General features: G+C 63.2%; 16 protein-coding genes. 9 read left to right on the plus strand and 7 right to left on the minus strand.

What is annotated here, in order from left to right; genetic code table 11:
- Positions 1 to 107: 107 nt before the first annotated feature.
- The 3 genes from ACFXHA_RS05795 to ACFXHA_RS05805 are packed head-to-tail and all read right to left on the minus strand — an operon-like array spanning position 108 to position 2,977.
- The gene (locus ACFXHA_RS05795) at positions 108 to 1,529 is read right to left on the minus strand and encodes an NAD(P)(+) transhydrogenase (Re/Si-specific) subunit beta (protein WP_379353307.1); all 1,422 of its coding nucleotides are present in this window, start codon (positions 1,527 to 1,529) and stop codon (positions 108 to 110) included.
- Positions 1,530 to 1,532: 3 nt separating this feature from the next.
- Positions 1,533 to 1,859 (minus strand): NAD(P) transhydrogenase subunit alpha, encoded by a 327-nt coding sequence (locus ACFXHA_RS05800; protein ID WP_379353309.1) that lies wholly within the window; start codon positions 1,857 to 1,859, stop codon positions 1,533 to 1,535.
- Positions 1,859 to 2,977 carry a Re/Si-specific NAD(P)(+) transhydrogenase subunit alpha gene (locus tag ACFXHA_RS05805; protein WP_379353311.1) on the minus strand — a complete coding sequence of 373 codons (1,119 nt, stop codon included), beginning with the start codon at positions 2,975 to 2,977 and terminating at the stop codon, positions 1,859 to 1,861. The genes ACFXHA_RS05800 and ACFXHA_RS05805 overlap by 1 nt, the downstream gene beginning before the upstream one ends.
- 214 nt (positions 2,978 to 3,191) lie before the next feature.
- Between ACFXHA_RS05805 and ACFXHA_RS05810 the strand changes: the two genes are divergently transcribed.
- The 3 genes from ACFXHA_RS05810 (at position 3,192) to ACFXHA_RS05820 (ending at position 8,283) form a co-directional block, all read left to right on the plus strand.
- Positions 3,192 to 4,013, plus strand: a complete 822-nt coding sequence (locus ACFXHA_RS05810) for a crotonase/enoyl-CoA hydratase family protein (protein ID WP_379353313.1) — start codon at positions 3,192 to 3,194, stop codon at positions 4,011 to 4,013.
- A 55-nt stretch (positions 4,014 to 4,068) separates the two neighbouring features.
- Complete coding sequence (locus tag ACFXHA_RS05815; RefSeq protein WP_379353315.1) at positions 4,069 to 4,755, plus strand: TetR/AcrR family transcriptional regulator; 687 nt, start codon at positions 4,069 to 4,071, stop codon at positions 4,753 to 4,755.
- Between the two features lie 168 nt (positions 4,756 to 4,923).
- The gene (locus ACFXHA_RS05820) at positions 4,924 to 8,283 is read left to right on the plus strand and encodes a protein kinase (protein WP_379353317.1); all 3,360 of its coding nucleotides are present in this window, start codon (positions 4,924 to 4,926) and stop codon (positions 8,281 to 8,283) included.
- On the opposite strand, the gene ACFXHA_RS05825 is transcribed toward ACFXHA_RS05820, so the two are convergent.
- Positions 8,280 to 9,800 (minus strand): flavin-containing monooxygenase, encoded by a 1,521-nt coding sequence (locus ACFXHA_RS05825; protein WP_379353319.1) that lies wholly within the window; start codon positions 9,798 to 9,800, stop codon positions 8,280 to 8,282. The genes ACFXHA_RS05820 and ACFXHA_RS05825 overlap by 4 nt on opposite strands.
- Before the next feature lie 379 nt (positions 9,801 to 10,179).
- Here ACFXHA_RS05825 and ACFXHA_RS05830 point away from each other — a divergent pair, with 379 nt between their 5' ends.
- A complete protein-coding gene (locus ACFXHA_RS05830; protein WP_379353321.1) occupies positions 10,180 to 11,277 on the plus strand; it encodes a CaiB/BaiF CoA transferase family protein in 1,098 nt (365 codons plus the stop codon).
- Between the two features lie 81 nt (positions 11,278 to 11,358).
- On the opposite strand, the gene ACFXHA_RS05835 is transcribed toward ACFXHA_RS05830, so the two are convergent.
- Positions 11,359 to 12,915: a long-chain-fatty-acid--CoA ligase gene (locus ACFXHA_RS05835; protein ID WP_379353323.1), complete on the minus strand. Its 1,557-nt coding sequence runs from the start codon at positions 12,913 to 12,915 to the stop codon at positions 11,359 to 11,361.
- Positions 12,916 to 12,968: 53 nt separating this feature from the next.
- Positions 12,969 to 14,237, minus strand: a complete 1,269-nt coding sequence (locus ACFXHA_RS05840; protein ID WP_379353325.1) for an acyl-CoA dehydrogenase family protein — start codon at positions 14,235 to 14,237, stop codon at positions 12,969 to 12,971.
- Positions 14,238 to 14,395: 158 nt separating this feature from the next.
- Between ACFXHA_RS05840 and ACFXHA_RS05845 the strand changes: the two genes are divergently transcribed.
- From ACFXHA_RS05845 to ACFXHA_RS05865, 5 genes are all read left to right on the plus strand, one after another.
- Positions 14,396 to 14,995: a TetR family transcriptional regulator gene (locus tag ACFXHA_RS05845; RefSeq protein WP_379353326.1), complete on the plus strand. Its 600-nt coding sequence runs from the start codon at positions 14,396 to 14,398 to the stop codon at positions 14,993 to 14,995.
- Complete coding sequence (locus ACFXHA_RS05850) at positions 14,992 to 16,377, plus strand: phosphotransferase family protein (RefSeq protein ID WP_379353328.1); 1,386 nt, start codon at positions 14,992 to 14,994, stop codon at positions 16,375 to 16,377. Before ACFXHA_RS05845 ends, ACFXHA_RS05850 begins: the two co-directional genes overlap by 4 nt.
- Positions 16,378 to 16,443: 66 nt before the next feature.
- Positions 16,444 to 17,469: an LLM class F420-dependent oxidoreductase gene (locus tag ACFXHA_RS05855; RefSeq protein WP_379353330.1), complete on the plus strand. Its 1,026-nt coding sequence runs from the start codon at positions 16,444 to 16,446 to the stop codon at positions 17,467 to 17,469.
- 63 nt (positions 17,470 to 17,532) lie between these two features.
- The gene (locus ACFXHA_RS05860; protein WP_379353332.1) at positions 17,533 to 18,495 is read left to right on the plus strand and encodes an alpha/beta fold hydrolase; all 963 of its coding nucleotides are present in this window, start codon (positions 17,533 to 17,535) and stop codon (positions 18,493 to 18,495) included.
- A gap of 132 nt (positions 18,496 to 18,627) precedes the next feature.
- On the plus strand, positions 18,628 to 20,436 hold the full coding sequence (locus ACFXHA_RS05865; RefSeq protein WP_379353334.1) for a flavin-containing monooxygenase: 1,809 nt from the start codon (positions 18,628 to 18,630) through the stop codon (positions 20,434 to 20,436).
- A 57-nt stretch (positions 20,437 to 20,493) separates the two neighbouring features.
- Here the strand turns inward: ACFXHA_RS05865 and ACFXHA_RS05870 are convergent, their stop codons facing one another.
- Positions 20,494 to 21,609, minus strand: coding sequence for an alcohol dehydrogenase catalytic domain-containing protein (locus ACFXHA_RS05870; protein ID WP_379353336.1), 1,116 nt, complete (start codon positions 21,607 to 21,609; stop codon positions 20,494 to 20,496).
- Between the last annotated feature and the right edge of the window lie 28 nt (positions 21,610 to 21,637).

Below are 21,637 nucleotides of genomic sequence, written 5' to 3' on the forward strand. Positions count from 1 at the left end.
GGGGGTCTTTCTCCACGCGCTTCCCGTTGTTGTTTGTGTCGGGCGTTGCCCCCACGTCGCGCCACCGGACGGGGGTGTGGGGTTGGGTGGCGCGGGCTTTTGAGAGTTCAGAGAGCCTTGAGTTCCTCGGTGACCGCACCGACGGACTTCTTGGCGTCGCCGAACAGCATGGAGGTGGTGTCGGCGTAGAACAGCGGGTTGTCGATGCCGGCGAAGCCGGAGTTCATCGACCGCTTCAGCACGATGACCGACTTGGCGCGGTCGACATCGAGGACGGGCATGCCGTAGATCGGAGAGCTCGTGTCCTCGCGGGCGGCGGGGTTGGTGACGTCGTTGGCGCCGATGACCAGAGCCACGTCCGTGCGGGCGAATTCGCCGTTGATGTCGTCCATTTCCTTCATGGCGTCGTAGGAGACCTCGGCCTCGGCCAGCAGCACGTTCATGTGGCCGGGCATGCGACCGGCGACCGGGTGGATGGCGTACTTGACCTCGACGCCCTTGGCCTCGAGCAGGGCCGCCATTTCCTTGACCGCGTGCTGGGCCTGGGCGACGGCCATGCCGTAGCCGGGGACCACGATGACCTGGTTGGCGTAGGCCATCTGGATGGCGGCGTCGGCGGCCGAGGTCGCCTTGGCCTGCTTCTGCTCACCGCTGCCCGAAGCGCCGGGAGCCGTTGAACCCCCGCCGAATCCGCCCGCGACGATGGCGGGGATGGAGCGGTTCATGGCCTTGGCCATGAGGTTGGTGAGGATGGTGCCGGACGCGCCGACGATCATGCCCGCCACGATCATGGCGGTGTTGTCCAGCGCCAAACCCGCTGCGGCAGCGGACAAACCGGTGAGGGCGTTGAGCAGCGAGATGACGACGGGCATGTCCGCGCCACCGATCGGCAGCACGACCATCAGGCCCAGAACGGCAGCAAGCAGCAGCAGCCCGACCATCCACCACTGAGATGCACCCGAGGTGGTCGCACCGATACCGATTACGACCGCAGCCGTGATGGCCCCTGCCAGGAGAACAATGTTCAGCGGCTGTTGAAGTTTGCCTACGCCGATCGGTTTGCCGGGCAGGATCTCCTGCAGCTTGCCGAAGGCTACGATCGAGCCCCAGAACGACACGGAGCCGATCAGAGCCGCGAACAACGACGCGATCACGATATGCACCGTTGGAGATTCACCGTGTTCGAACTGGGTGAAGCCCTTCGTTTCAATGAACTCGGCCCACGCGATGAGGGCAACCGTGCCTCCGCCGACGCCGTTGAACGCGGCGACCAGCTGCGGCATGGCAGTCATCTTGGTGAACCGCGCGGGCGGAACACCCAGGGCCACACCAACTATCAGCCCGCCGATAATCAACGGCCAGTTCGCTGTTTCTCGGATCGAGATCAGCGTTGCCACCACCGCAAGGGCCATGCCGGTCGCTGCGAGCCAGTTGCCGTGCACCGCGGTCTTGGGACCGGTCAGCCCCATCAGACCGTAGATGAACAGCGCGAACGCGACGACGTATAGAACGTTGACCAGGTTGTCCATCGGCTACTTGCCTGCTTCCACTGTGATCTTTTCTTGCGCAGGCTTCTTGGCCTTGAACATGCCCAGCATGCGGTCGGTCACCACGAAACCACCGATGACGTTCAGGGTTCCGAACACGACGGCGACGAACAGGATGATCTGCATCAGCACCGACGGGTGCGCGATCTTGCCGAACACCACCAGCGCGCCCAGCACCACGATGCCGTGAATGGCGTTGGTGCCCGACATCAGTGGCGTGTGCAGGGTGTTGGGGACCTTGGAGATGACGGCGAAGCCGACGAACCCGGACAGCACCAGGATCGCGATATTCGCCAGCAATTGGGTGTACATCAGGCTTCCACCTCACGCGTGACGCAGGAATCCGCCAGCACCTGATCACTGAAATCGGGTGCCAGCGCACCGTCTTTCAGCATGAGCTCGAGCAGTGCGGCAACGTTCTTGGAGTACAGCTCGCTGGCGTGCTCCGGCATGGTGGCCGGCAGGTTCAGCGGCGAGGCGATGGTGACGCCATGGCGCACAACGGTTTTCCCGGGTTCGGTCAACTCGCAGTTGCCGCCGGTCTCACCGGCCATATCCACGATCACGCTGCCGGGCTTCATGCCCTCGACAGCGGCGGCGGTGACCAGGCGCGGGGCCGGACGGCCGGGCACCAGCGCGGTGGTGATGACCACGTCGAAGCCCTTGATGGCGTTCTCCAGCGCGGTCTGCTGCTGGGCCCGCTCGTCGTCGGAAAGCTCACGGGCGTAGCCGCCTTCACCGGCGGCGTCGATGCCGAGGTCGAGCCACTGCGCGCCGACGGAACGCACCTGGTCGGCGACCTCCGGGCGGACGTCGTAACCGGTGGTGCGCCCACCGAGTCGCTTGGCGGTGGCCAGCGACTGCAGTCCCGCGACACCGACGCCGAGGACCAGCACGGTGGCCGGTTTCACGGTTCCGGCGGCGGTGGTGAGCATGGGGAAGAATCGGGTGGATTCGGAGGCGGCGAGCAGCACGGCCTTGTAACCGGCGACATTCGCCTGCGACGACAGCGCGTCCATCACCTGGGCGCGCGAGATACGCGGAATCGCTTCCACCGCAAAGGCTTGCACGCCCGCGGCCTTCAAAGCACCGATCTTGGTGTCGGCGTTGCGGGGTGCGAGGAACCCGATCAGTGTCTGACCGGAGTGCAGCTTGGCGATTTCGGCGTCATTCGGGGGAGCGACCTTGACGACCACATCGGCGGCGTACGGATCTCCCAGCGTGGCACCGGCTTCGGTGTACGCCTCGTCGGGAATCAATGCGCCCAGACCGGCACCGGCCTCGACGATCACTTCCACACCCTGCTTCAACAGGGCCGGAATGATCTTCGGCACCAAGGCAACTCGGCGTTCTTCCGCATCGGTCTCACGAACGACGCCGACTCTCGCCCGGCTCGGAGTGCCGTCTCCAGCACTCTTCACTGTCTCCACTCGTTCAGGTCCTCACTGGTAATCATTTGCCAGGCACCGCCCGGTCCGCCCAGATACTTCAGGACGCTGCGCGGCCTCGGATGTACCGAAATGAAACAGCCAGCACAACGGCCTGCTTACGCCTGGTGGAGCGGAGGTCAGCAAGTTATTGTATTGAATACTCACTCTATTAATTGAGAGACGACATCGCCACTCGAACCCCTAGGAGGAACTGATGCCGGAGCGGGTCACCGTCGACATCGCCGGCGGCGTCGCAGACGTGCGGTTGAACCGACCGGACAAGCGAAACGCCCTGGATCTGGGCATGTTCGACGGACTATTGCGCGTCGGCGACGACCTCAAGCAACAGCCTGGCCTACGTGCGGTCGTGCTCTCCGGCGAGGGGCCGGACTTCTGCGCCGGTTTGGACTTCCGAATCTTCGAGGCTATGCGTGACGACCATGGATGGGCGGGGGCGATCGCGCTTCCTCCCGGACAGGGGCCAGCTCAGGCGGCTGGCCAGCGAGCGGCCCACATCTGGACCGAGTTGGCGGTGCCTGTTATCGCTGCGATCAGCGGTCATGCGCTCGGCGGCGGATTGCAGATCGCCCTCGGTGCCGACATTCGCTTCGTGGCACCCGACGCGAAGCTATCGGTCAGAGAGATCAAGTGGGGACTCGTACCAGATATGACAGGCACGCAGATGTTGCCCGAATTGGTCGGTCGCGACGTGGCGAAGGAATTAACGTTTTCCGGGCGAGTACTCAGTGGCACCGAAGCCTTCGAGCTTGGCCTCGCCACGCGGGTGTGCACCGACCCTCGGACATCGGCGCTCGAGCTCGCGCGCTCGATCGCCAATCAAAATCCCGACGCGATCGCCGCCGCAAAACACCTTCTGGACCTGGCGGGCCGGGTTGATCTCGAAACCGGTTTCGCCGCGGAACAAGTTGCGATCGGCGCATTGGTCGGCAGCGTGAACCAGATCGAGGCAGTCAACGCCGCGTTCGAAGCACGCCGTCCCCGCTTTGCGGATCGGAAAGCGCACAACAGCAGGTAGGACCAAGCCGCGACGGATTCTCTGCAGCGGCTCGAGGCAATGAGAGGCAGTCGAAATGACCGCAGAACTTGTCGAATACGAGCGGTCACCGATGGGCTCCGGCGCGCTCGCTGGCCGCAACTTCAGAGCCCGCCGTGACTTCCGTCGACGATGCGCCCTTGCCGCGGCCACCGAGGTGTTCGTCGCGAGGGGATACCACTCGGCCACGATGTCGGAGATCGCCGAACGCGCAGGCTTCAGCAAACCCGTTCTGTACAAGCAGTTTTCGAGCAAGCTCGAGTTGTACTTGGCTGTATTGCAAGAGCATATCGACGCTCTCACCGAGAACGTGCGCCACGCTGTCCGATCCGCCGCGCCGAGCAGGGATCGCGTCCACACCGCAGTGCGGGCCTACTTCGACTTTTTCGACAGCGAGACACAAGGCTTCCGGCTGGTTTTCGACTCGGACGCTCTCGCGGAACCCTCGGTTCAGTGGCGGTTAGGACGGGCCGCCGACGCCTGCGTGGATGCGATCACCCTAGCCATCGCGCAGGATGCTGCAATGACCACCCACCAGGCGCGACTGCTGGCCGCGGGGCTGGTGGGTGCCAGCCAGTTCGCGGCTCGATACTGGCTCGACACCGGCCGCACCAATTCGAAGGACGATGCCATCGACGCTGTGGTCACACTATGTTGGGGTGGCCTGTCGCGAGTTCCGCTGAGCCGGACCGAAGCGACCAAAGTCCTCTCAGAAAGGGACTGACGCGTTGGTTACCGCTGGACGATTCGGCGCTATCGTTGATCGACGGGTCGGGTCGTGCATGCTGTTGCGGAGGTGATCGCATGGGCCCGGCAGCCGCGCCACGAGCCCGCGGAACCGATTCGTTCATTCCGGATCCGGTCGCGGACCCCGAGCTGATGGGGCCCTGGCATGGCCGAACTGGATGAATACTCGACACAGCGGGAAATGACGACCGGGATCGCCAGCGAGCTGGCGATCGCAGGGTTCGGCGAAGCTGCTGAGATCGGCCGCGGTGGGTTCGGTGTCGTCTACCGCTGCCATGAGTACGCGTTGAAGCGATCGGTCGCGATCAAGGTGCTCATGTCCGAGGTTCATGGCGATGAGCGCCGACGTTTCGTCGACGAACAGCAGGCCCTCGGCCGTCTGTCCGGGCACCCGCACATCGTCCAAATCCTGCAGGTGGATGTAACCGCAACCGGACGACCATATCTCGTGATGCCCTTCCACTCCCGCGGTTCATTGGAGCTGCTCCTGCACAACTCGGGTCCGTTGCGGTGGCCCAGAGTCCTATCAATCGGAGTCAGGGTGGCGGGGGCACTGGCAGCCTCGCATGCCGTGGGCATCGTGCATCGCGACGTCAAGCCCGGCAATATCCTGCTTACCGACTACGGCGAGCCGCAGCTGGCCGATTTCGGCATCGCGCACTTCGGAGAACCCACGACGAACTCTGCGCACATGATCCACGGCACGCCGGCCTTCACAGCCCCCGAGGTTTTGGGCGGTGCCGTCCCGGGAGTCGCCGCTGACGTTTACAGCCTCGGTGCAACCCTCTACAGCCTGCTCAGTGGGCACGCCGCTTTTGCTCGGCACACCGGCGAGCCACTCGAAGCGCAACTGGCCCGCATCGCCACCGCCCCGATCCCGAATCTGCGCGAGTACGGAATCCCAGATGCCGTCTGCACGGCTATCGAGAATGCGATGGCGACCAAGCCCGAAGACCGCCCCGAATCAGCGCAGAGCTTCGGTGAATTGTTGCAGGAAATTCAGCGCGCGCAAGGACATCCAGTGGACGCCATGGCGGTCCCGCTCGCCGACGACGAGACTTCCTCCCCAACAACGCCATCGGCTATGTTCCGTCGGCTCGAACGTTCGCGGACGCCAACACCGCCCCCGATCGCGGCCACAAAATTCCGGCCACCGTCCCCACCTCGATCACTGGTCGATCGCGAACGATTGCTGGACCTTCTCCGCCAGGGCGGAGAGAGGCGGCTGACCCTCATCCACGGCCCTGCGGGATTCGGCAAGACCACATTGGCCGCGCAGTGGGCGCATCACCTGGAAGACGAAGGACTGGCCGTCGCATGGATGACCGCCGACCCCGACGACAACAACGCTGTCTGGCTGCTTGCGCACCTGGTCGACGCGATCAGAAGAGTCCGGCCGGAGCTGGCAGGCGAGCTCGGAACACTTCTCGAAGAGCGATCGTCCGACACGGTCCGGTATGTCCTGTCCACGTTGATCGATGAGATCCACAGCAGCGCAAAGACCATGGTGCTTGTGGTCGACGATTGGCACCAGGTCACGAGCCGATCGGCGATCGCGGCGCTGGATTTCCTGCTCGAGCACGGATGTCATCACCTGCGCCTCGTGGTCGCTAGCCGGATGCGCACAGGCCTGCCGTTGGCCCGCTTGCTCGTCCAGGACGAACTGGTCGAAATCGATGTCACAGCACTGCGATTCGATCGCGAAGAGGCCAGTTCATTCCTCGTCGACACCAACGCACTAAGTTTGACCGACAGCGATGTCCGCCGACTCCAAGAATCCACCGAAGGCTGGCCGGCCGCGCTGCAGTTGGTCTCCCTGTCGCTGCGCGGACGCACCGATCCGGGCGACTTCATCGACAAACTCACCGGGCGCCACCACGCCATCGCGGAATATCTGGCCGAGAATGTCCTCGACGCTCTCGCGCCGGACCTGCTCGATTTCCTTTTGGCGACCTCGGTCACGGAGCGTACATGCGCCGACCTCGCAGTAGTGCTCACCGGTCGCTCCGACAGCCATGAGTTACTCGACCAGGTCGCCGACCGGAATCTGTTCCTGGAACGGATGGATGACGACTCCGAATGGTTTCGCTACCACCGATTGTTCGCCGACTATCTGCGGCGGCGGCTCATCCGCCAGGACCCGGCCCGGCTGACCGATCTGCATCGCTTGGCCAGCGACTGGTTCGCCGAGCACCAAATGCTCGGGGACGCCATCGATAGTGCGCTGGCCAGTGGCGATCCACAGCGTGCGGTGGACCTCTTGGAGGTCCGCGCCACGGACTTGATCGAGAATTCGCGCATGGCGACGTTCCTTGGCCTGGTCGCCAAACTCCCCGGCAACCTGACCGATGTCCGCCCTCGCCTGCAGCTCTGTGTGGCCTGGGCAAACATCGGACTCCAGCGCCGTTCGGCCACAAAAACCGCTGTGCAAAAAGCTGTTACCACGCTCGATGCCAATCACCTCGCGGAGTCTGAGGCGACGAGCCTTCGAGTGGAAACGGCTATTGTGACGTCCATCCAGGACTATCTCGACGACCGTTTCACTGGGCTTTCTGACCTTGTGACCGGCCATCTCGAAGACGCCACGGGCTCATTCGGAGCGATCAGCCGCGCGAACCTGGCAGCAATCGACGCCTCGCACCGGTTCGATTTCGACGCGGCGGACCTCTGGTTCTCGGCCGCGGTGCGGCACGGTCGTCACCATGGCCCGTTTACTCTGATGTTCAGTCATGCGCTGGCCGGGTTGGCTGCTTGGGAGCGGCTCGATATCGGTGCAGCCGAGGAGTACCTCGGTGCGGCAGTGACAGTGTCACTGCGGGCAGGGAAATCGACGTACTCATCAATACTGTCCGGCGCGCTCCTGGGCGGGCTTCGCTACGAACAAGGCCACTGGGCCGAGGCGCAAGAATTACTGGACGCCTCAGCACACCTCGAGCTTCAAGGTGGGCCGGTCGACTTCCTACTCGAAACCTACTGCACCGGAGCACGATTACTTGGACTGCGTGGCGACCTCGAGTCGGCAGAAGCTCGACTCACGGCCGGCGAGCGGTTGGCGATCGATCGATCACTCCCCCGGCTTTCGGCACGGATTTTCAACGAACGAATTCGACTGGGACTCCCCATCTCCGCCGCCGTCCGCGAGAGGCTGCTGTATCTGCCGCTGTATCACCAATGGGGCAATCGGATCGACGACCAGATCGCCGAGCTCGATCAGGACTCCGCCATTCGGCTACTGCTCGGTGAGAACACCCGTGGCGCGGCCGAGAAGGCATGCGCGCGCTCAGCCAGCCTGGTCCAGGGAATCACACCCCCGCAACGTCCGCACGCACTGATCCGACGGCAGTTGCTGCATGCCTGCTGTTTGTGGGCCACCAATCAACCAGATGAGGCCATAGCGTCAGCAGCGGGTCCGCTGACGCTGTGCAACGAAAACGGGCTCTCACAGCTTATTGCCGATGCCGGACCGCAGATGGCCATCGTCGTCCAGGCGGTCAGAAGCCGTTAGCTCGCAACGTAGTTTTCGATGTCGAATGACCGTAGGGCCCGAACCATTTGGCTGGGACGACCCGGCCAGGCTGCTACGTTCACGCCCTTGTCGTTGAGGTAGTAGGAGTTACACCCACCGACGTTGAAGATCCAACCAGCCAGCTCCGAATCCTTGCGGCGCACCCACGTTTCCTCCGCATCGTGTCGGGGCTCGACGGTCTCGAAGCCCCGCGCCCGCATCGTACGAACCGCGGAGGCCACGTACTCGGCCTGGGCCTCGACACCGATCGGTACGGAGGCGGTACCGGCATTGTGGCCGGCGATTGCAAACAGGTTGGGACACCCCACGACCGTTGTGCCGCGGTAGGTACGCGGCGTGCCCGCGAACCGCTCCGCCAGCGTGCGCCCGTCACGGCCACGGACCCGCTCGAAAACCCGCATACCGAAATCGAATCCTGTGCCCCAGATGATGGTGTCGACCTCGAATTCGCGTCCGTCCGTTGCCACCACCGTGTTCTCGCGGATCTCACGCAGCGCGGACGGTACATAGTCGACGTTGGAACTCACGATCGCGGGATAGTAGTCGCTGGAAAGGAGGAGACGCTTACATCCAGCCTTGTAGTCGGGTGTGAGGGCCTTCCGAAGTTCCGGATCCGATACCTGCTTGTTCAGGTGATTTTGCGCTGCCCACTGAGGCAATGCGGCCAACCGTGGATATTTGACCGTGTAGACCACCATCTCGAGGATCGAGTAGATGAACGCGCGCAGTATCCGCTGCCGCAGTTGCGCCCGGCGACGGCTCACCGGCTTGTTCTCGGGATTCGGCTTCGGGACGATCCACGGAGGTGTGCGTTGCAGCACGACGAGTCGCTCAACCTGGGGCTGAATCTGCGGAACAAACTGGATCGCGGACGCACCGGTTCCCACGACCGCGATTCTCCGACCAGCCGGATCGAAGTCCGTCGGCCAATCCATCGAGTGGAACGACTGACCGGTGAATTTTTCGGCACCAGGGATCTTCGGCACGGACTCTCGGCTGAATACTCCCGATGCCAGGATGAGGAACTGAGCCCGGAAATGTCCTTTGTTCGTCTGGCACAGCCACTTTTTCGCGCTGTCGTCCCATGCCGCGTCGATGAGCTCGGTTCCGAACCGCACGTGCCGGACGACGTCGTTCTCGATCGCGATACGTTCGAAGTAGTCTCGGATCTCTGCGCCCGGCGGGTAGAGGCGACTCCAGTCGTTGAGAGCGAATCCGAAGCAGTACGTCGGCGAAGGCACATCGCAGGCGACTCCTGGATAGCGATTGTGGTTCCAGACTCCGCCGAGATGCTCCCCCTTCTCCAGAAGCGCAATGCGATGGAGTCCCTGCTTCTTCAGGGCGATCGTGAGCCGGATCCCCGACATGCCGCCACCGACGACTACCGCGTCGACCTCGTGCGCCCCGACGGGGCCTTTCTGTTCGTGCTGCACTGATTTCCTTCCTTCGGCCAGGCGTGCCGACAGGTCACCCGAACAGCGATCGGCGGCCAGCACCCAACCAGCAAATATGACCTAGGTCACAGGGAAAGTGTACTGACATATAGACAGTTACTCAACGGTCGACACCCGGGGATCACACGCCCCTATGACCACAGGTTCCACCACGCCACAGCACGCCACCCCATCTCCAGGCATCAACGTCACCCCGCAACGACCACCATCCTCGGCGGCGAAACATTGATCCACCAAAGCCCTTCCCCTACAGCAGAGTTCGAGCACGCCGCAACGCAAGACCCAACTGCGCGTCGCCCCAGGATCCGACCACACTACTGACTTCTGGACAATAGTGCCGCCTCGATGCAGACCCGCCGCACCCTCTATTATATTGATTGCTCACTCTATTAATTGAATGAAGCGAGAGCTGAGGGCAGCCGTGAGTACGTCATCCACCCCAAATCAAGGCCCACTCCAGGGCATCCGGGTTGTTGAACTGGCCGGCATCGGGCCTGCGCCACACGCCGCGTTGCTGCTGGCCGATCTGGGCGCGGACGTGGTGCGGGTGCAGCGGCCGGGACAGTTCCCCGGATTCATGGAACGCCCGCAGTGGCGCGGCCGCACCATCGTCGAGGCCAATCTGAAGGATCCGGCCGATATCGAGAAGGTGCTCGGACTCATCGAGAAGGCCGACGTGCTCATCGAGGGCTTCCGGCCCGGCGTCACCGAGCGCATGGGACTGGGTCCCGACACGGCGCTGGAACGCAATCCGCGCCTGGTCTACGGCCGCATGACCGGCTGGGGCCAGTACGGCCCAATGGCCGACCGCGCCGGGCACGACATCAACTACATCTCGCTGACCGGCGTGCTGAATGCCATCGGCCGCAAGGGCGAACGCCCGGTGCCGCCGCTGAACATGGTCGGCGACTTCGGTGGCGGCTCCATGTTCCTGGTCTTCGGCATTCTCGCCGCGCTGGTGGAACGGCAGAACTCGGGCAAGGGGCAGGTGATCGACGCCGCGATGATCGATGGAGCACTCGCTCTCTCGCACATCATCTGGGGCATGAAGGGCATGGGCGGGTGGTCGGATGAGCGGGGCACCAACCTGCTCGACACCGGCATGGCCTTCTACGACACTTACGAGACCTCCGACGGCAAGTACATGGCGATCGGCGCGATCGAACCGCAGTTCTACGCAGAGTTGTTGCGGGGCCTGCAGATCGACGCCGATAGCCTGCCCCCACAGACCGAACCGGGGAGCCAGAACGAGCTGCGCAAGCAGTTCACCGAGACGTTCAAGACCAAGACCCGCGACGAATGGGCTGCGATCTTCGACGGCACCGACGCCTGCTGTACCCCGGTTCTCACGCTGACCGAAGCCGAGCAGAACGCCCACATCGTTGCCCGTGACGGCTTGATCGAGATAGACGGCGTCGTTCAGCACGCCCCAGCCCCCAGGTTCTCACGTACCCCTGGCGGGATCCCGACACCTCCGCCGACCACTGCAACAGCTATCGACTCCCTTTGGACCGAATAACCTGACGAGATCGGGGTTCAGGCCCGGGATGTTCTTCTGGACCCCGTACTCGAACTCGCCAGGCTCGGCGGGCACCAAGGATTATGGTGCGCAGGAACTTTGAACCTGAGCCCGAAGCTGGTTCTTGAGGACCTTGCCGCTGGCGTTGCGCGGCAGCGAACCGACCACCGATGTCCGTCTCGGAACCTTGTAGCCGGCCAGGCGGTCGCGGCACCACTGCTCGATCTCCGCAGCGGTGGGCGGCGCGTCCGGTTCACGCGCCACGACGACGGCGAGAGGGACCTCTCCCCACTTCTCGTCCGGCACGCCGATCACGGCGACTTCAGCGACCTTCGGATGTTCGGCGATCGCGTTCTCGACTTCGGCGGAATAGATGTTCTCCCCGCCCGAAATGATCATGTCCTTAAGCCTGTCGACCACGTAGATATAGCCGTCCGCATCCTGGCGCACCAGGTCTCCTGAGTGGAACCAGCCGCCTTCGAATGCCGCCAGTGTCGCCTCGGGATTGTTCCAGTACTCCTTCATCACGGTCGGTCCGCGGTAGACGATTTCCCCGACCTCGCCGACCGCTACATCCCGCATATCCGGATCAACAACACGCACTTCGACATTGAGCATGGGGGTCCCCACGGATCCGATCTTCACCACCGCGTCCTCCCCCATCAGCACCGTGGTCGTCCCTGTAGTCTCCGTCATCCCGAAAGCGCTGTACAGCAATGCATCCGGGAAGGCATCCATGATCCTTCGCAACAATGCCGGGGTGGCAGGACCGGCTCCCCACGCCATCACTCGAAGTGCTGACAGGTCCCGGTTCGCGATATCGGAGGCGTCGCAGATCTGCTGCCACTGGGCCGGAACGAAGAAGCACACGTTGATAGCTTCCCGTTCGAGCACCTCGACGGTGCCCACAGCATCGAACGCACTCATCGGTGCCAGGACGAGCCGATCACCACGCAGAATGGACGGCAGGATGCCGGCCACGGCCGCAATATGAAACAGGGGCAAGGCAACCAGCCACACGCGCGCGTCGGTCGGCACTCCCAGATGGATCAGCAAGCCGGTCGCGATGACGAATAAGCCTTGGTGCGTGAGTACAGCCCCCTTCGGCCGACCAGTAGTACCAGAGGTATAGATGATGAACGCTGGAGAATGTTCCTCCACATCGATCCGCACCTCGTTCGATGGCGCGGCATCAAGCACGTCCCCGTAAGCCTCCCAACCAGTTTCAGCACTCGGTGTGCCCACCACGAGACAATGGCGCAGTGACGGGATTCTGCCGTACACCTTGGCGACGACTGGCGCGAGCGATTCATCGACGACAACCACCGAGGCACCGCTGTCTTCGAGGATGTACGCCACCTCGTCAGCCACCAACCGGAAGTTGACTGTGACGATGACGGCCCCGACACGGGCGGACGCGAAGTACGCCTCGAGCGCCTCGATGTTGTTGAGTGTCAGGACCGCAACTCGATCGCCCGGCTGAACCCCACGCTCCAGCAATGCATTCGCCAGCCTGCCGACCCGCTCGTCAAGTTCGGCGTAGGTGCGATCACGCGTGCCGCCCGGAGCCAGAAACCGCACAGCCACCCGATCGGGGATCTTTCCCGCGTGACGCGCCAGTTGATCACTGATGGTCATTCGCTCTGTATGAACGACGTTCATGGTTCGACTTTCCTCTCGCCCAAGGGAATTCAGTACTTGCCGGCACCTGCGAAGCCGAACAGGTAGCCCGCGACCTTCCGCATCTGGATCTCCTCGGAGCCCTCGGTGATGCGATATCGACGATGGTGTCGGTAGATGTGCTCGAACGGCAGGTGGCGGCTGTAGCCGATGCCACCGTGCACCTGCATCGCCCGGTCGGCGGCCTCGCAGCAGAAGCGGTTGGCTCGGTAGTTGCACATCGCCACCCGGTCGCTGATCTCGAGGTGGTCACGAGTATCGAGTTCACCCGCGGTCTTTCGGATCAGCGCGCGCAGCATTTCCGCTTCGGTGGCCAGTTCGACCAGGGGCCACTGGACCGCCTGGCGGCGGGCCAGTGGTTCGCCGAAAGTCACACGTGCTCGCGCATATTCGACCGACAGGTCGATGCAGTGCTCGCCGGCACCGAGGCTCGAGGCAGCCTGGCGAATACGGTTTTCGTGGACGAACTGCTGCGCGATCACCAGCCCTTCGCCCTCCACACCAAGGATCGCCGAGTTACTGACGACGACGTTCTCGAAGGTCACATCGGCGTGATCGGTGGGCATGTTGAACGTCCAGCGGTAGCCGTCGATCCGGAACCCTGGAGTGTTCACCGGAACGATGAACGCGGTGATCCCCCGCGCGTTGCCATCCGCTCCCGAGGTGCGCGCGAACACCAGATCGTGTGAGGCGGCGTGCAGGCCGGAGTTCCAGCGCTTGCCCCCGTTGATGACCCAGTCGCCGCCGCGCTGCTCTGCTCGGGTTTCCATCCATGTCGCATCACTACCGTGTCCCGGCTCGGTCAGCCCGAATGCGAGACCTCCGTTACCGACGATGCCCGACTCGCAGAGTTCGTCCTTCTGCTCGTCAGTACCGAAAGTCCAGACCAGGCGCACCGTAGGGTGGTTGCCAACGATCGACGACTCGTCCTGTAGGTCGTTGTGAAGTCCTAGACCGCGCCGCGCCAAATGCTCGCGGATGATGGACATTTCGAGGCTCGTCGCGTCATTGCCCCCGAGTTCGATGGGCAGGTCATGGCGGTAGAACCCGGCCTTGTCTGCGCGGCGCTTCATCTCACGCAACAGGTCCTGCCAGTCCTGGCGCGGCAAACCGCCGTGGTCGAAGTCCGTGCGCGCCCATTCCCGGCGGTGATCGAAGAACCGAACGTTGTCGTCCTGCCGCTGCAGGGGCTCGATCTCGCCTTCGATGAACTCGTCGAGGCTGCGTAGCAGGGACTTCGTCGCTTCGCTGATCGAAGGATCGGTGTGGGTTGTGGACACAAGCTCTCCTTGCTCTGAACAATCGTTCAGAGCGAGAGAACCACCGCAGAGTCACGAAATCAAGAGGTAAGGGCAGTTGATTGCCCATTGCCGCGCTACTCCAACCTTGCTAGCGTGAACGAATGTTCAGAGCTTCGGTCGAGTATCAGCCTGTCCAGGTGGACGACGACCCCACCGCGGCACGAATCCTGGAAACTGCCATCGAGGTGATCGCGACACGCGGCTACCACGGCACGTCCGTTCGCGATATCGCGCAGGCGGCGAGCGTCAGCGCCGGTTCGATCTATAACCACTTCGAGTCCAAGCAGGGCTTGCTGGAGGTGATCATCAACCGCGGGATGGATGGCCTGCTCACCGTGAGCGAGCAGGCCCTCTACGACGCACCTGCCGACCCTGTCTCCCGGCTGGACGCGCTGGTTGCCGCGCATGTGCGAGCCCATACCGGGTATGGACCGTGGAGCTATATCGGCAACACCGAACTCCGCAGCCTGGAACCCGCGCGGTTGGCGGTCGTCGTCGCCAAGCGTGACACGCAACAGCGAATGTTCGAGCGCGTCATCGCCGATGGCCTGAAGAACGGCCTGTTCGTCACACCGGACCCAGCAGTGACGGCGAAGTACGTTGTCACAGCTTGCACTTCGGTCGCCAGCTGGTTCCGCGCCGGCGGTCGACTCGATGCCGATGAACTGATAGTCCAGTACCAGGTAATCTCCCGGAACGCGGTGGGATACCGAGGTGGACAGGTCGAGCAGCCATGAGCCACGAAGCCGACGAGTTGACGCTCAGCCTGCGGTCACGCCTTTCCACGATCTGGGGCAGGCCCAGTATCGTTCACGGGTTGAATCGATTGTCCGGCGGCGCCAGTCGACACACGTGGTCGCTGGATGCGACTCCGGCAGGAGAACAGTCCAGGCCCCTCGTGCTGCGCTGCGACTCGCCTGGACGGCCCGATCCCGAACAAATGGCACGCGAAGCTCGGGTGCTTGCCGCCGCGGCAGCCGCTGGCGTACCAGTCCCCCGTGTAATCGACCATGGAGACGGCCGAGGCAGCGATGCCGCTGTACCTCGGGCATACATCCTCATGGAACGCGTCGACGGCGAAACCCTTCCACGTCGCCTCCTCCGTGACGACCAGTACGCGGCAGTGCGTCCCGCCCTGCCCGCACAACTCGGACAAATACTGGGCCGAATCCATTCGATCCCACCAGATTCAGTTCCTGAGCTATCCACCGAGGATCCGCTCCGGCAACTGGTGACGATCTACCGCGGCTTCGACGAGCCACGCCCCGCTATCGAACTGGGCCTGCAATGGCTGGAACAGCACCGCCCTCCGGAGCGTGCCGCCGCCGTCGTGCACGGCGATTTCCGTAACGGCAACCTGATCGTCGGCCCGGAAGGCGTACGCGCAGTGCTCGATTGGGAACTTGTGCACCTCGGCAACCCGATCGAAGATCTGGGCTGGTTGTGTGTCAAGGCTTGGCGCTTCGGCAGCGCCCATCCCGTGGGCGGGTTCGGCTCACGACAGGACCTGCTCGCGGCATACGCCGAAGCATCAGGGATCCTGCCGGACGACGACGAGCTTCACTGGTGGGAGGTCTTCGGCACCGTCCGATGGGCGGTATTATGCCGACTCCAGGCTGAGCGATTCTTCTCCGGCGACGACCGGTCGATCGAATACGCGGTGCTCGGACGCCGGGTCTGTGAGCAGGAACACGACGTCCTGCTGGCTCTGCGTTTGACCGAGCCGGCCACCACGCTCGACATCCTGACGACCCCACGGGACGGCGAGTTCGATGTGGACGGTGACCGCCCGGATGCGGACGAACTGCTCGAGGCCGTCCACGACTTCCTCACCAATCAGGTCGCACCCAATAGCGAAGCCCGCCTGCGGTTTCTGGCGAAGGTCGCCGCGAACGCGGTCACCATCGTTCGTCGCGAAATTCGGGATATACCTACGAAAGCGCCGTGGCAGAAGCAGCTTTCATTGCTGGGCTGCGCGAACGACAGGGAACTCGCCGAGGCGCTCCGACAGGGTTCGATCGATAGCCACGACCCCGAGGTCGTCAACGCAATCCACCTGGGCGTGATCGCCCGGCTGGCGGTCGCCAATCCCGCCTATTTGCAGCAATCCGCAGGTTGATCAGCAAGCGACACGGATTTCCCGGTCGCGTTTCCCGACGGCCGGACAGTACGGAAAGAGAACCGCATGGCCAGACTCGGCTTAACCATTCCGCTTGACGCAATCCCTCTCGCTCAGCAACGAGACCATCTCGGCGAAATCGCAGCCAGTGGATTCACCGACCTATGGTCGTCCGAAGCATCCGGGGCCGACGCGTTCACACCCCTCGTCGGCGCCGCAGTCAGCCACCCCTCGTTCCGGCTCGGCACCGCGATCATCCCGGCCTACACCCGCAGTCCGGCACTAATGGCAATGTCCGCGGCGGCGCTGGCCGACATCGCACAGGGTGAGGTCGTACTCGGCATCGGCACCAGTTCCGACGTGATCGTCGAGAAATGGAACGGTGTGCGCTTCGAAGCACCCTTCCAACGCGTCCGGGATGTCGCGACCTTCGTACGCCGGGCACTGACCGGCGAGCGGATAGACATGTCGTGTGACAGCTTCAGCATCAGCGGATTTCGCTTGGATCGCCCGCCACTACGGCAGCCGAAGATCATGGTGGCAGCACTCCGGCCGGGCATGCTCCGCCTGGCAGCCACGGTCGGAGACGGGGCGATCGTCAATTGGCTCTCGCCCACTGACGTCCAGCGTGTAGCACCGCATGTGCATGCGGTGAACCCGGATGCGGAGATCGTCGCACGACTGTTCGTCATCCCGAGTGAAGACATCACCACTGTGCGTGCTGCCGCGCGCCGGGCCATCGCCGCCTATTTGAATGTGCCGGTCTATGCAGAATTTCACCGCTGGCTGGGGCGAGGCGAACAATTGGCACCGATGTGGCAAGCCTGGCAGACCGGCGACCGCACGGCCGCTCTGGCAGCCATCCCCGATGAACTTATCGATGAGCTGTTCCTCTACGGGAATGCAAACCAGATCGCTTCCCGCGTCAAGGATTACGTCGATGCAGGTGTCACGACACCAGTACTCGCCGCGATTCCGGCGGCCACCGCAAGCGATGGCTCCACCGTCTCCATCACCGCGATAGGGCGCGCATACGTCGAACGCAGCGAAGCCACCTCTACAGCAATTGACTCACTGTCAATATCGGCCTGAGAATTACCTAATTACGCCCCCGTTCATTATTGATTAACTGTCTTTTGGTCAGTAGACTCCTATGTGACTCAAGTCATTCTTGCCACGCAATGTGTGGGCCGACACAAAGCAACTGGCTTCCCACCGCCGTGGCATCCGCAAGGAGTTGATCGGATGAACCCGAATATCGAACCCGTAGCCACATCCGGCTCCGGCCCCAGCCTCTCGGAATTGCTTCGACCTTTGGTCGGATCGAACAGCACCGTCGAACGGCCGGACGGCACCACATTGCATGTCATCGAAGAAGGAACCGGACCGGATGTCCTACTCGTCCATGGATTCGGCGTTTCGGCCGACTCCTGGTCGCTGGTGCAGCCGGACTTGGTCGATCTGGGCAGAAGGGTCGTCGCCTACGACCAGCGCGCTCACGGCCAATCATCCTGCGGCAGTTCGGGAATCGGATCTCGCCAACTATTCGACGACCTACACGCGGTCGCCGCTGCCACCAACATCACCGATGGAACGCTCGTCTGCCATTCGATGGGGAATTTCGTTGGACTTGGAGCGCTGGCCGACGAAGGATTCAGTCGCCGGTTCAAACGGGCGGTTCTCGTCGCCCCGGTCACCGGCCATTCGAGCAAGGGCGCACCGGTCGCCCGATTCCAGGGTCCGCTGATCGAGTACGGCGTCGCCCAGGCCCTCGCGCGCAGGCCCCGAATCGGCCGTTCCCTCGCCGCAGCGAGCCTCGGACCCGGCGTGTCAGCCGATGTCCTCGAGGCGACACGGCAAGTGCTGACAGAGGTACCGATGTCGGCCAGCCCCTACTTGGGACTGCTGCGACGGGAATCGGTCGAGGACATCCTGGCGAAAATCACAGTGCCCCTCCATATCCTGACTGGAACCGCCGATCGAACGACCCCAGCCTGGCATGCCGAGCTCATCGCAGCCCGAGCTGCCCACGCACATATCGAGACGGTTCCCGACGCTGCACACATGCTCAACTGGGAAGCTCCCGAACGCGTCGTGCGTGCGATCATCGCCGACTGAAAAATCTTCGCGCACCGTCACGTACACGAACTCACAAGGCTGTCGAATTCACGCCTTGCCCTTCACAATTCACAACCCAGCTGTCGACGCACATCTGCGGCAGCCGGAATCGCTCAACCATGGAGTAGTCGCATGTCCACGCCCCTCACCACTGTTCCCGCCGATGGAGACGCGTTGCGTCACAAGTACGCCGAAGAACGTTCGAAGCGTTTGCGCGCCGACGGCAACGCCCAGTTCCATCACCTCGGCGACGAACGCCTCAAGGACCCCTTCACACCAGTGGTCGAACGAGAACCTATCACCGACCATGTCACCTTCACCTTCATCGGCGGCGGCTTCGCCGGCCTGCTCGCGGGTGCCCGCGTTCACGAGGCCGGCGTCACCGATGTTCGAATTATCGATACCGCAGGCGATTTCGGTGGAACGTGGTACTGGAACCGGTATCCCGGCGTGATGTGCGATACCCCTGCGCTGGTATACCTGCCGCTGCTCGAGGAGACCGGCTACATGCCCACCCAGAAATGGGTTCAAGGACCGGAGATCTTCGAGCATTGTCGTCGAATCGGGCGACAGTTCGGCCTCTACGACAACGCGTTGTTCCATACGAAGGTCGAGCAGGTCATCTGGGAAGAGGAACACTCCCGCTGGCTCGTGATCACCAATCGCGGAGACCGCTTCACCACCTCGTTCCTCGGTATGGGTCTGGGGCCGCTCTGTGTGCCGAAATTGCCCGGCGTTCCGGGTATCGAGGACTTCGCCGGGGCATCCTTCCACACCAGCAGGTGGAACTACGACTACACCGGCGGCGCCCCCGACGGAGCACCGCTGCACAATCTTGCCGACAAGCGTGTCGCCGTCATCGGAACCGGCGCGACCGGTGTCCAGGTCGTCCCGAAACTCGCCCGAGATGCGGGGGAGCTCTTCGTCTTTCAGCGCACACCCTCGGGTATCGGCGTACGAGACAACGCGCCCATCGATCCCGAGTGGTTCCAGTCGATCGCGACTCCAGGGTGGCAGCAGCGGCTTCAGGACAACTACGTCGCGAGCTGGGAGGGCATCTTCGGACGCCCGGGACCCGACATCGAGGTCGAAAATCTGGTGGGTGACACCGGTTTCTATCCCATCGCGCAGCGCATTCGGTCCGCGATCCATTCCGTGCCTCCGGAGGAATTCTCCTTGGAGCGCATGATGGACGCGGTCGGTTCGGTGGACGACGCGGCAATGGAAGAGATCCGGGCCCGGGTCGGCCGGATCGTCGAAGATGGCGAGACCGCTGCCCGACTGCAGCCGTGGTACCGCCAGCTGTGCAAGCGCCCCTGCTTCCATGACGAATACCTTCCCTCGTTCAACCGTCCGAATACCCACCTCATCGACACCAATGGCAAAGGCGTGGAACGGATCACCCCCCGAGGCGTCGTTGCCAACGGGATCGAATACGACGTCGACTGCATCATCTACGCGTCAGGATTCGAACACGCGTTGACAACCCTCCGGAGCCTGACCTTCGAGGTGATCGGGCGGGACAAGGTGTCACTGGCACACGAATGGGCCGACGGCACGAAAACGCTCCACGGCATGCATGTCCACAGCTTCCCGAATCTCTTCATCGTGCAGCTCGCCCAGGCAGCGTTCTTCGGCCTCAATGCCACGAGCGGCTGGAACGACACCGCGATCACCATCGGGACGATCGTCGATCATGCGGTGCGCAACGGCTACACCGAGGTCGAAAACACCCAGGAAGCTCAGGACGCGTGGGTCGAAATGCACCTGACCCAGGGTGCTTCGTGGGGCGCGGACGAATGCACGCCCGGCTACTACAACATGGAGGGACAGCAAGCTGATCCGTCCATCGTGGGGTATCCGGCGGGCACTGCGGCGTTCTTCGCCTACATCGATCAATGGCGCAGCTCGGGCGAGTTCGAGAACCTCAAGTTCAGCTGATCCGAGAACAGCGCGGACCATGCGAGGCGGCGCTCCGGCCACCTCGCATGGTCCCGGTTACGGCACAAGCACGGCTCTGCCGACAACGGAGCCGCGGGCCAAATCATCGAATGCTGTTTGCGCGTCGTCGAGATGGTAGGCCCGGGTCTCGATCCTGATCTTCTCCTGCCGAGCCAGTTCGATGACGTTCCGGAGATCGGCGCGTGTTCCGGCGTACGAGCGCTTGACGTTGACACCCCAGGGAACCGTCACACCGGCGGTCTCATACGAGACCGTGCCGCCGGCCAACCCGATCAGCCGGATCGCGCCCCCCGGCGCGACGACACGGCACGCCAGATCCACGGTCGCCTGCAGACCCACGAAATCGAAGACTGCGTCAGCGCCGTACCCATCGGTGAGTTCGAGAACGGCACGGGCAATATCACCCGAATTGTTCAGCGCCGCATCGGCTCCCAGCGCACGGGCCAGGTCCAACTGAGGCTCGGAGTTGTCCACAGCGATTATCCGCGCCTCGGTCACGGCTCGAAGAATCTGGAGCCCCACATGCCCCAATCCCCCGACCCCGATAACCACCACACTCGAACCCGAGGTGAGCAGAGGCCGGACATCGTCGATCGCGTGGTAGGAGGTGAGGCCGGCGTCTGCGAGGGGTGCCGCCAAGAGCGGCGATACGCCTCCGAGCCGTTCAAGGAAGCGAACATCAACCCTGATGTACTCGGCCATGCCACCGTCAGGTCCTAATCCCGGAGCGGGCGGCACAGCACCCCGCTTCTGGGCGGCACAGACATTCTCCCGGCCCGCCAGACAAGGTCGGCAGGTCCCGCACGACCAGACGAGGTATACCAGCACGTCCTCGCCTCGGACGAATTCACTGACATCTGGTCCAGTGGACTCGACGTAACCGGCGACCTCGTGCCCCAAGGTCATCGGTAGCGCGTACCGCGGATGCTGGAGTACATGCAGGTCAGAATGACAGAGACCAGCTCCGGCGACCCGGACAAGCACGTCCCGCGGTCCGAGATCCGGGATTGGAACCTGCTGGATAGCGATGCGACCGGGCGCTGTCAGCTGCACTGCGCGCATGAAACGGCTCCTCTGAGTATGGGGAATCCACGATGAGCTCCGCCGAACCCGGTGGCCGCTCATCAACACACATGTTACATATATTGACATTGAGTCAGTAACGGCTCACTCTCATCCT

Source organism: Nocardia sp. NPDC059240, assembly GCF_042753865.1.
Taxonomy (GTDB): Bacteria; Actinomycetota; Actinomycetes; order Mycobacteriales; family Mycobacteriaceae; genus Nocardia.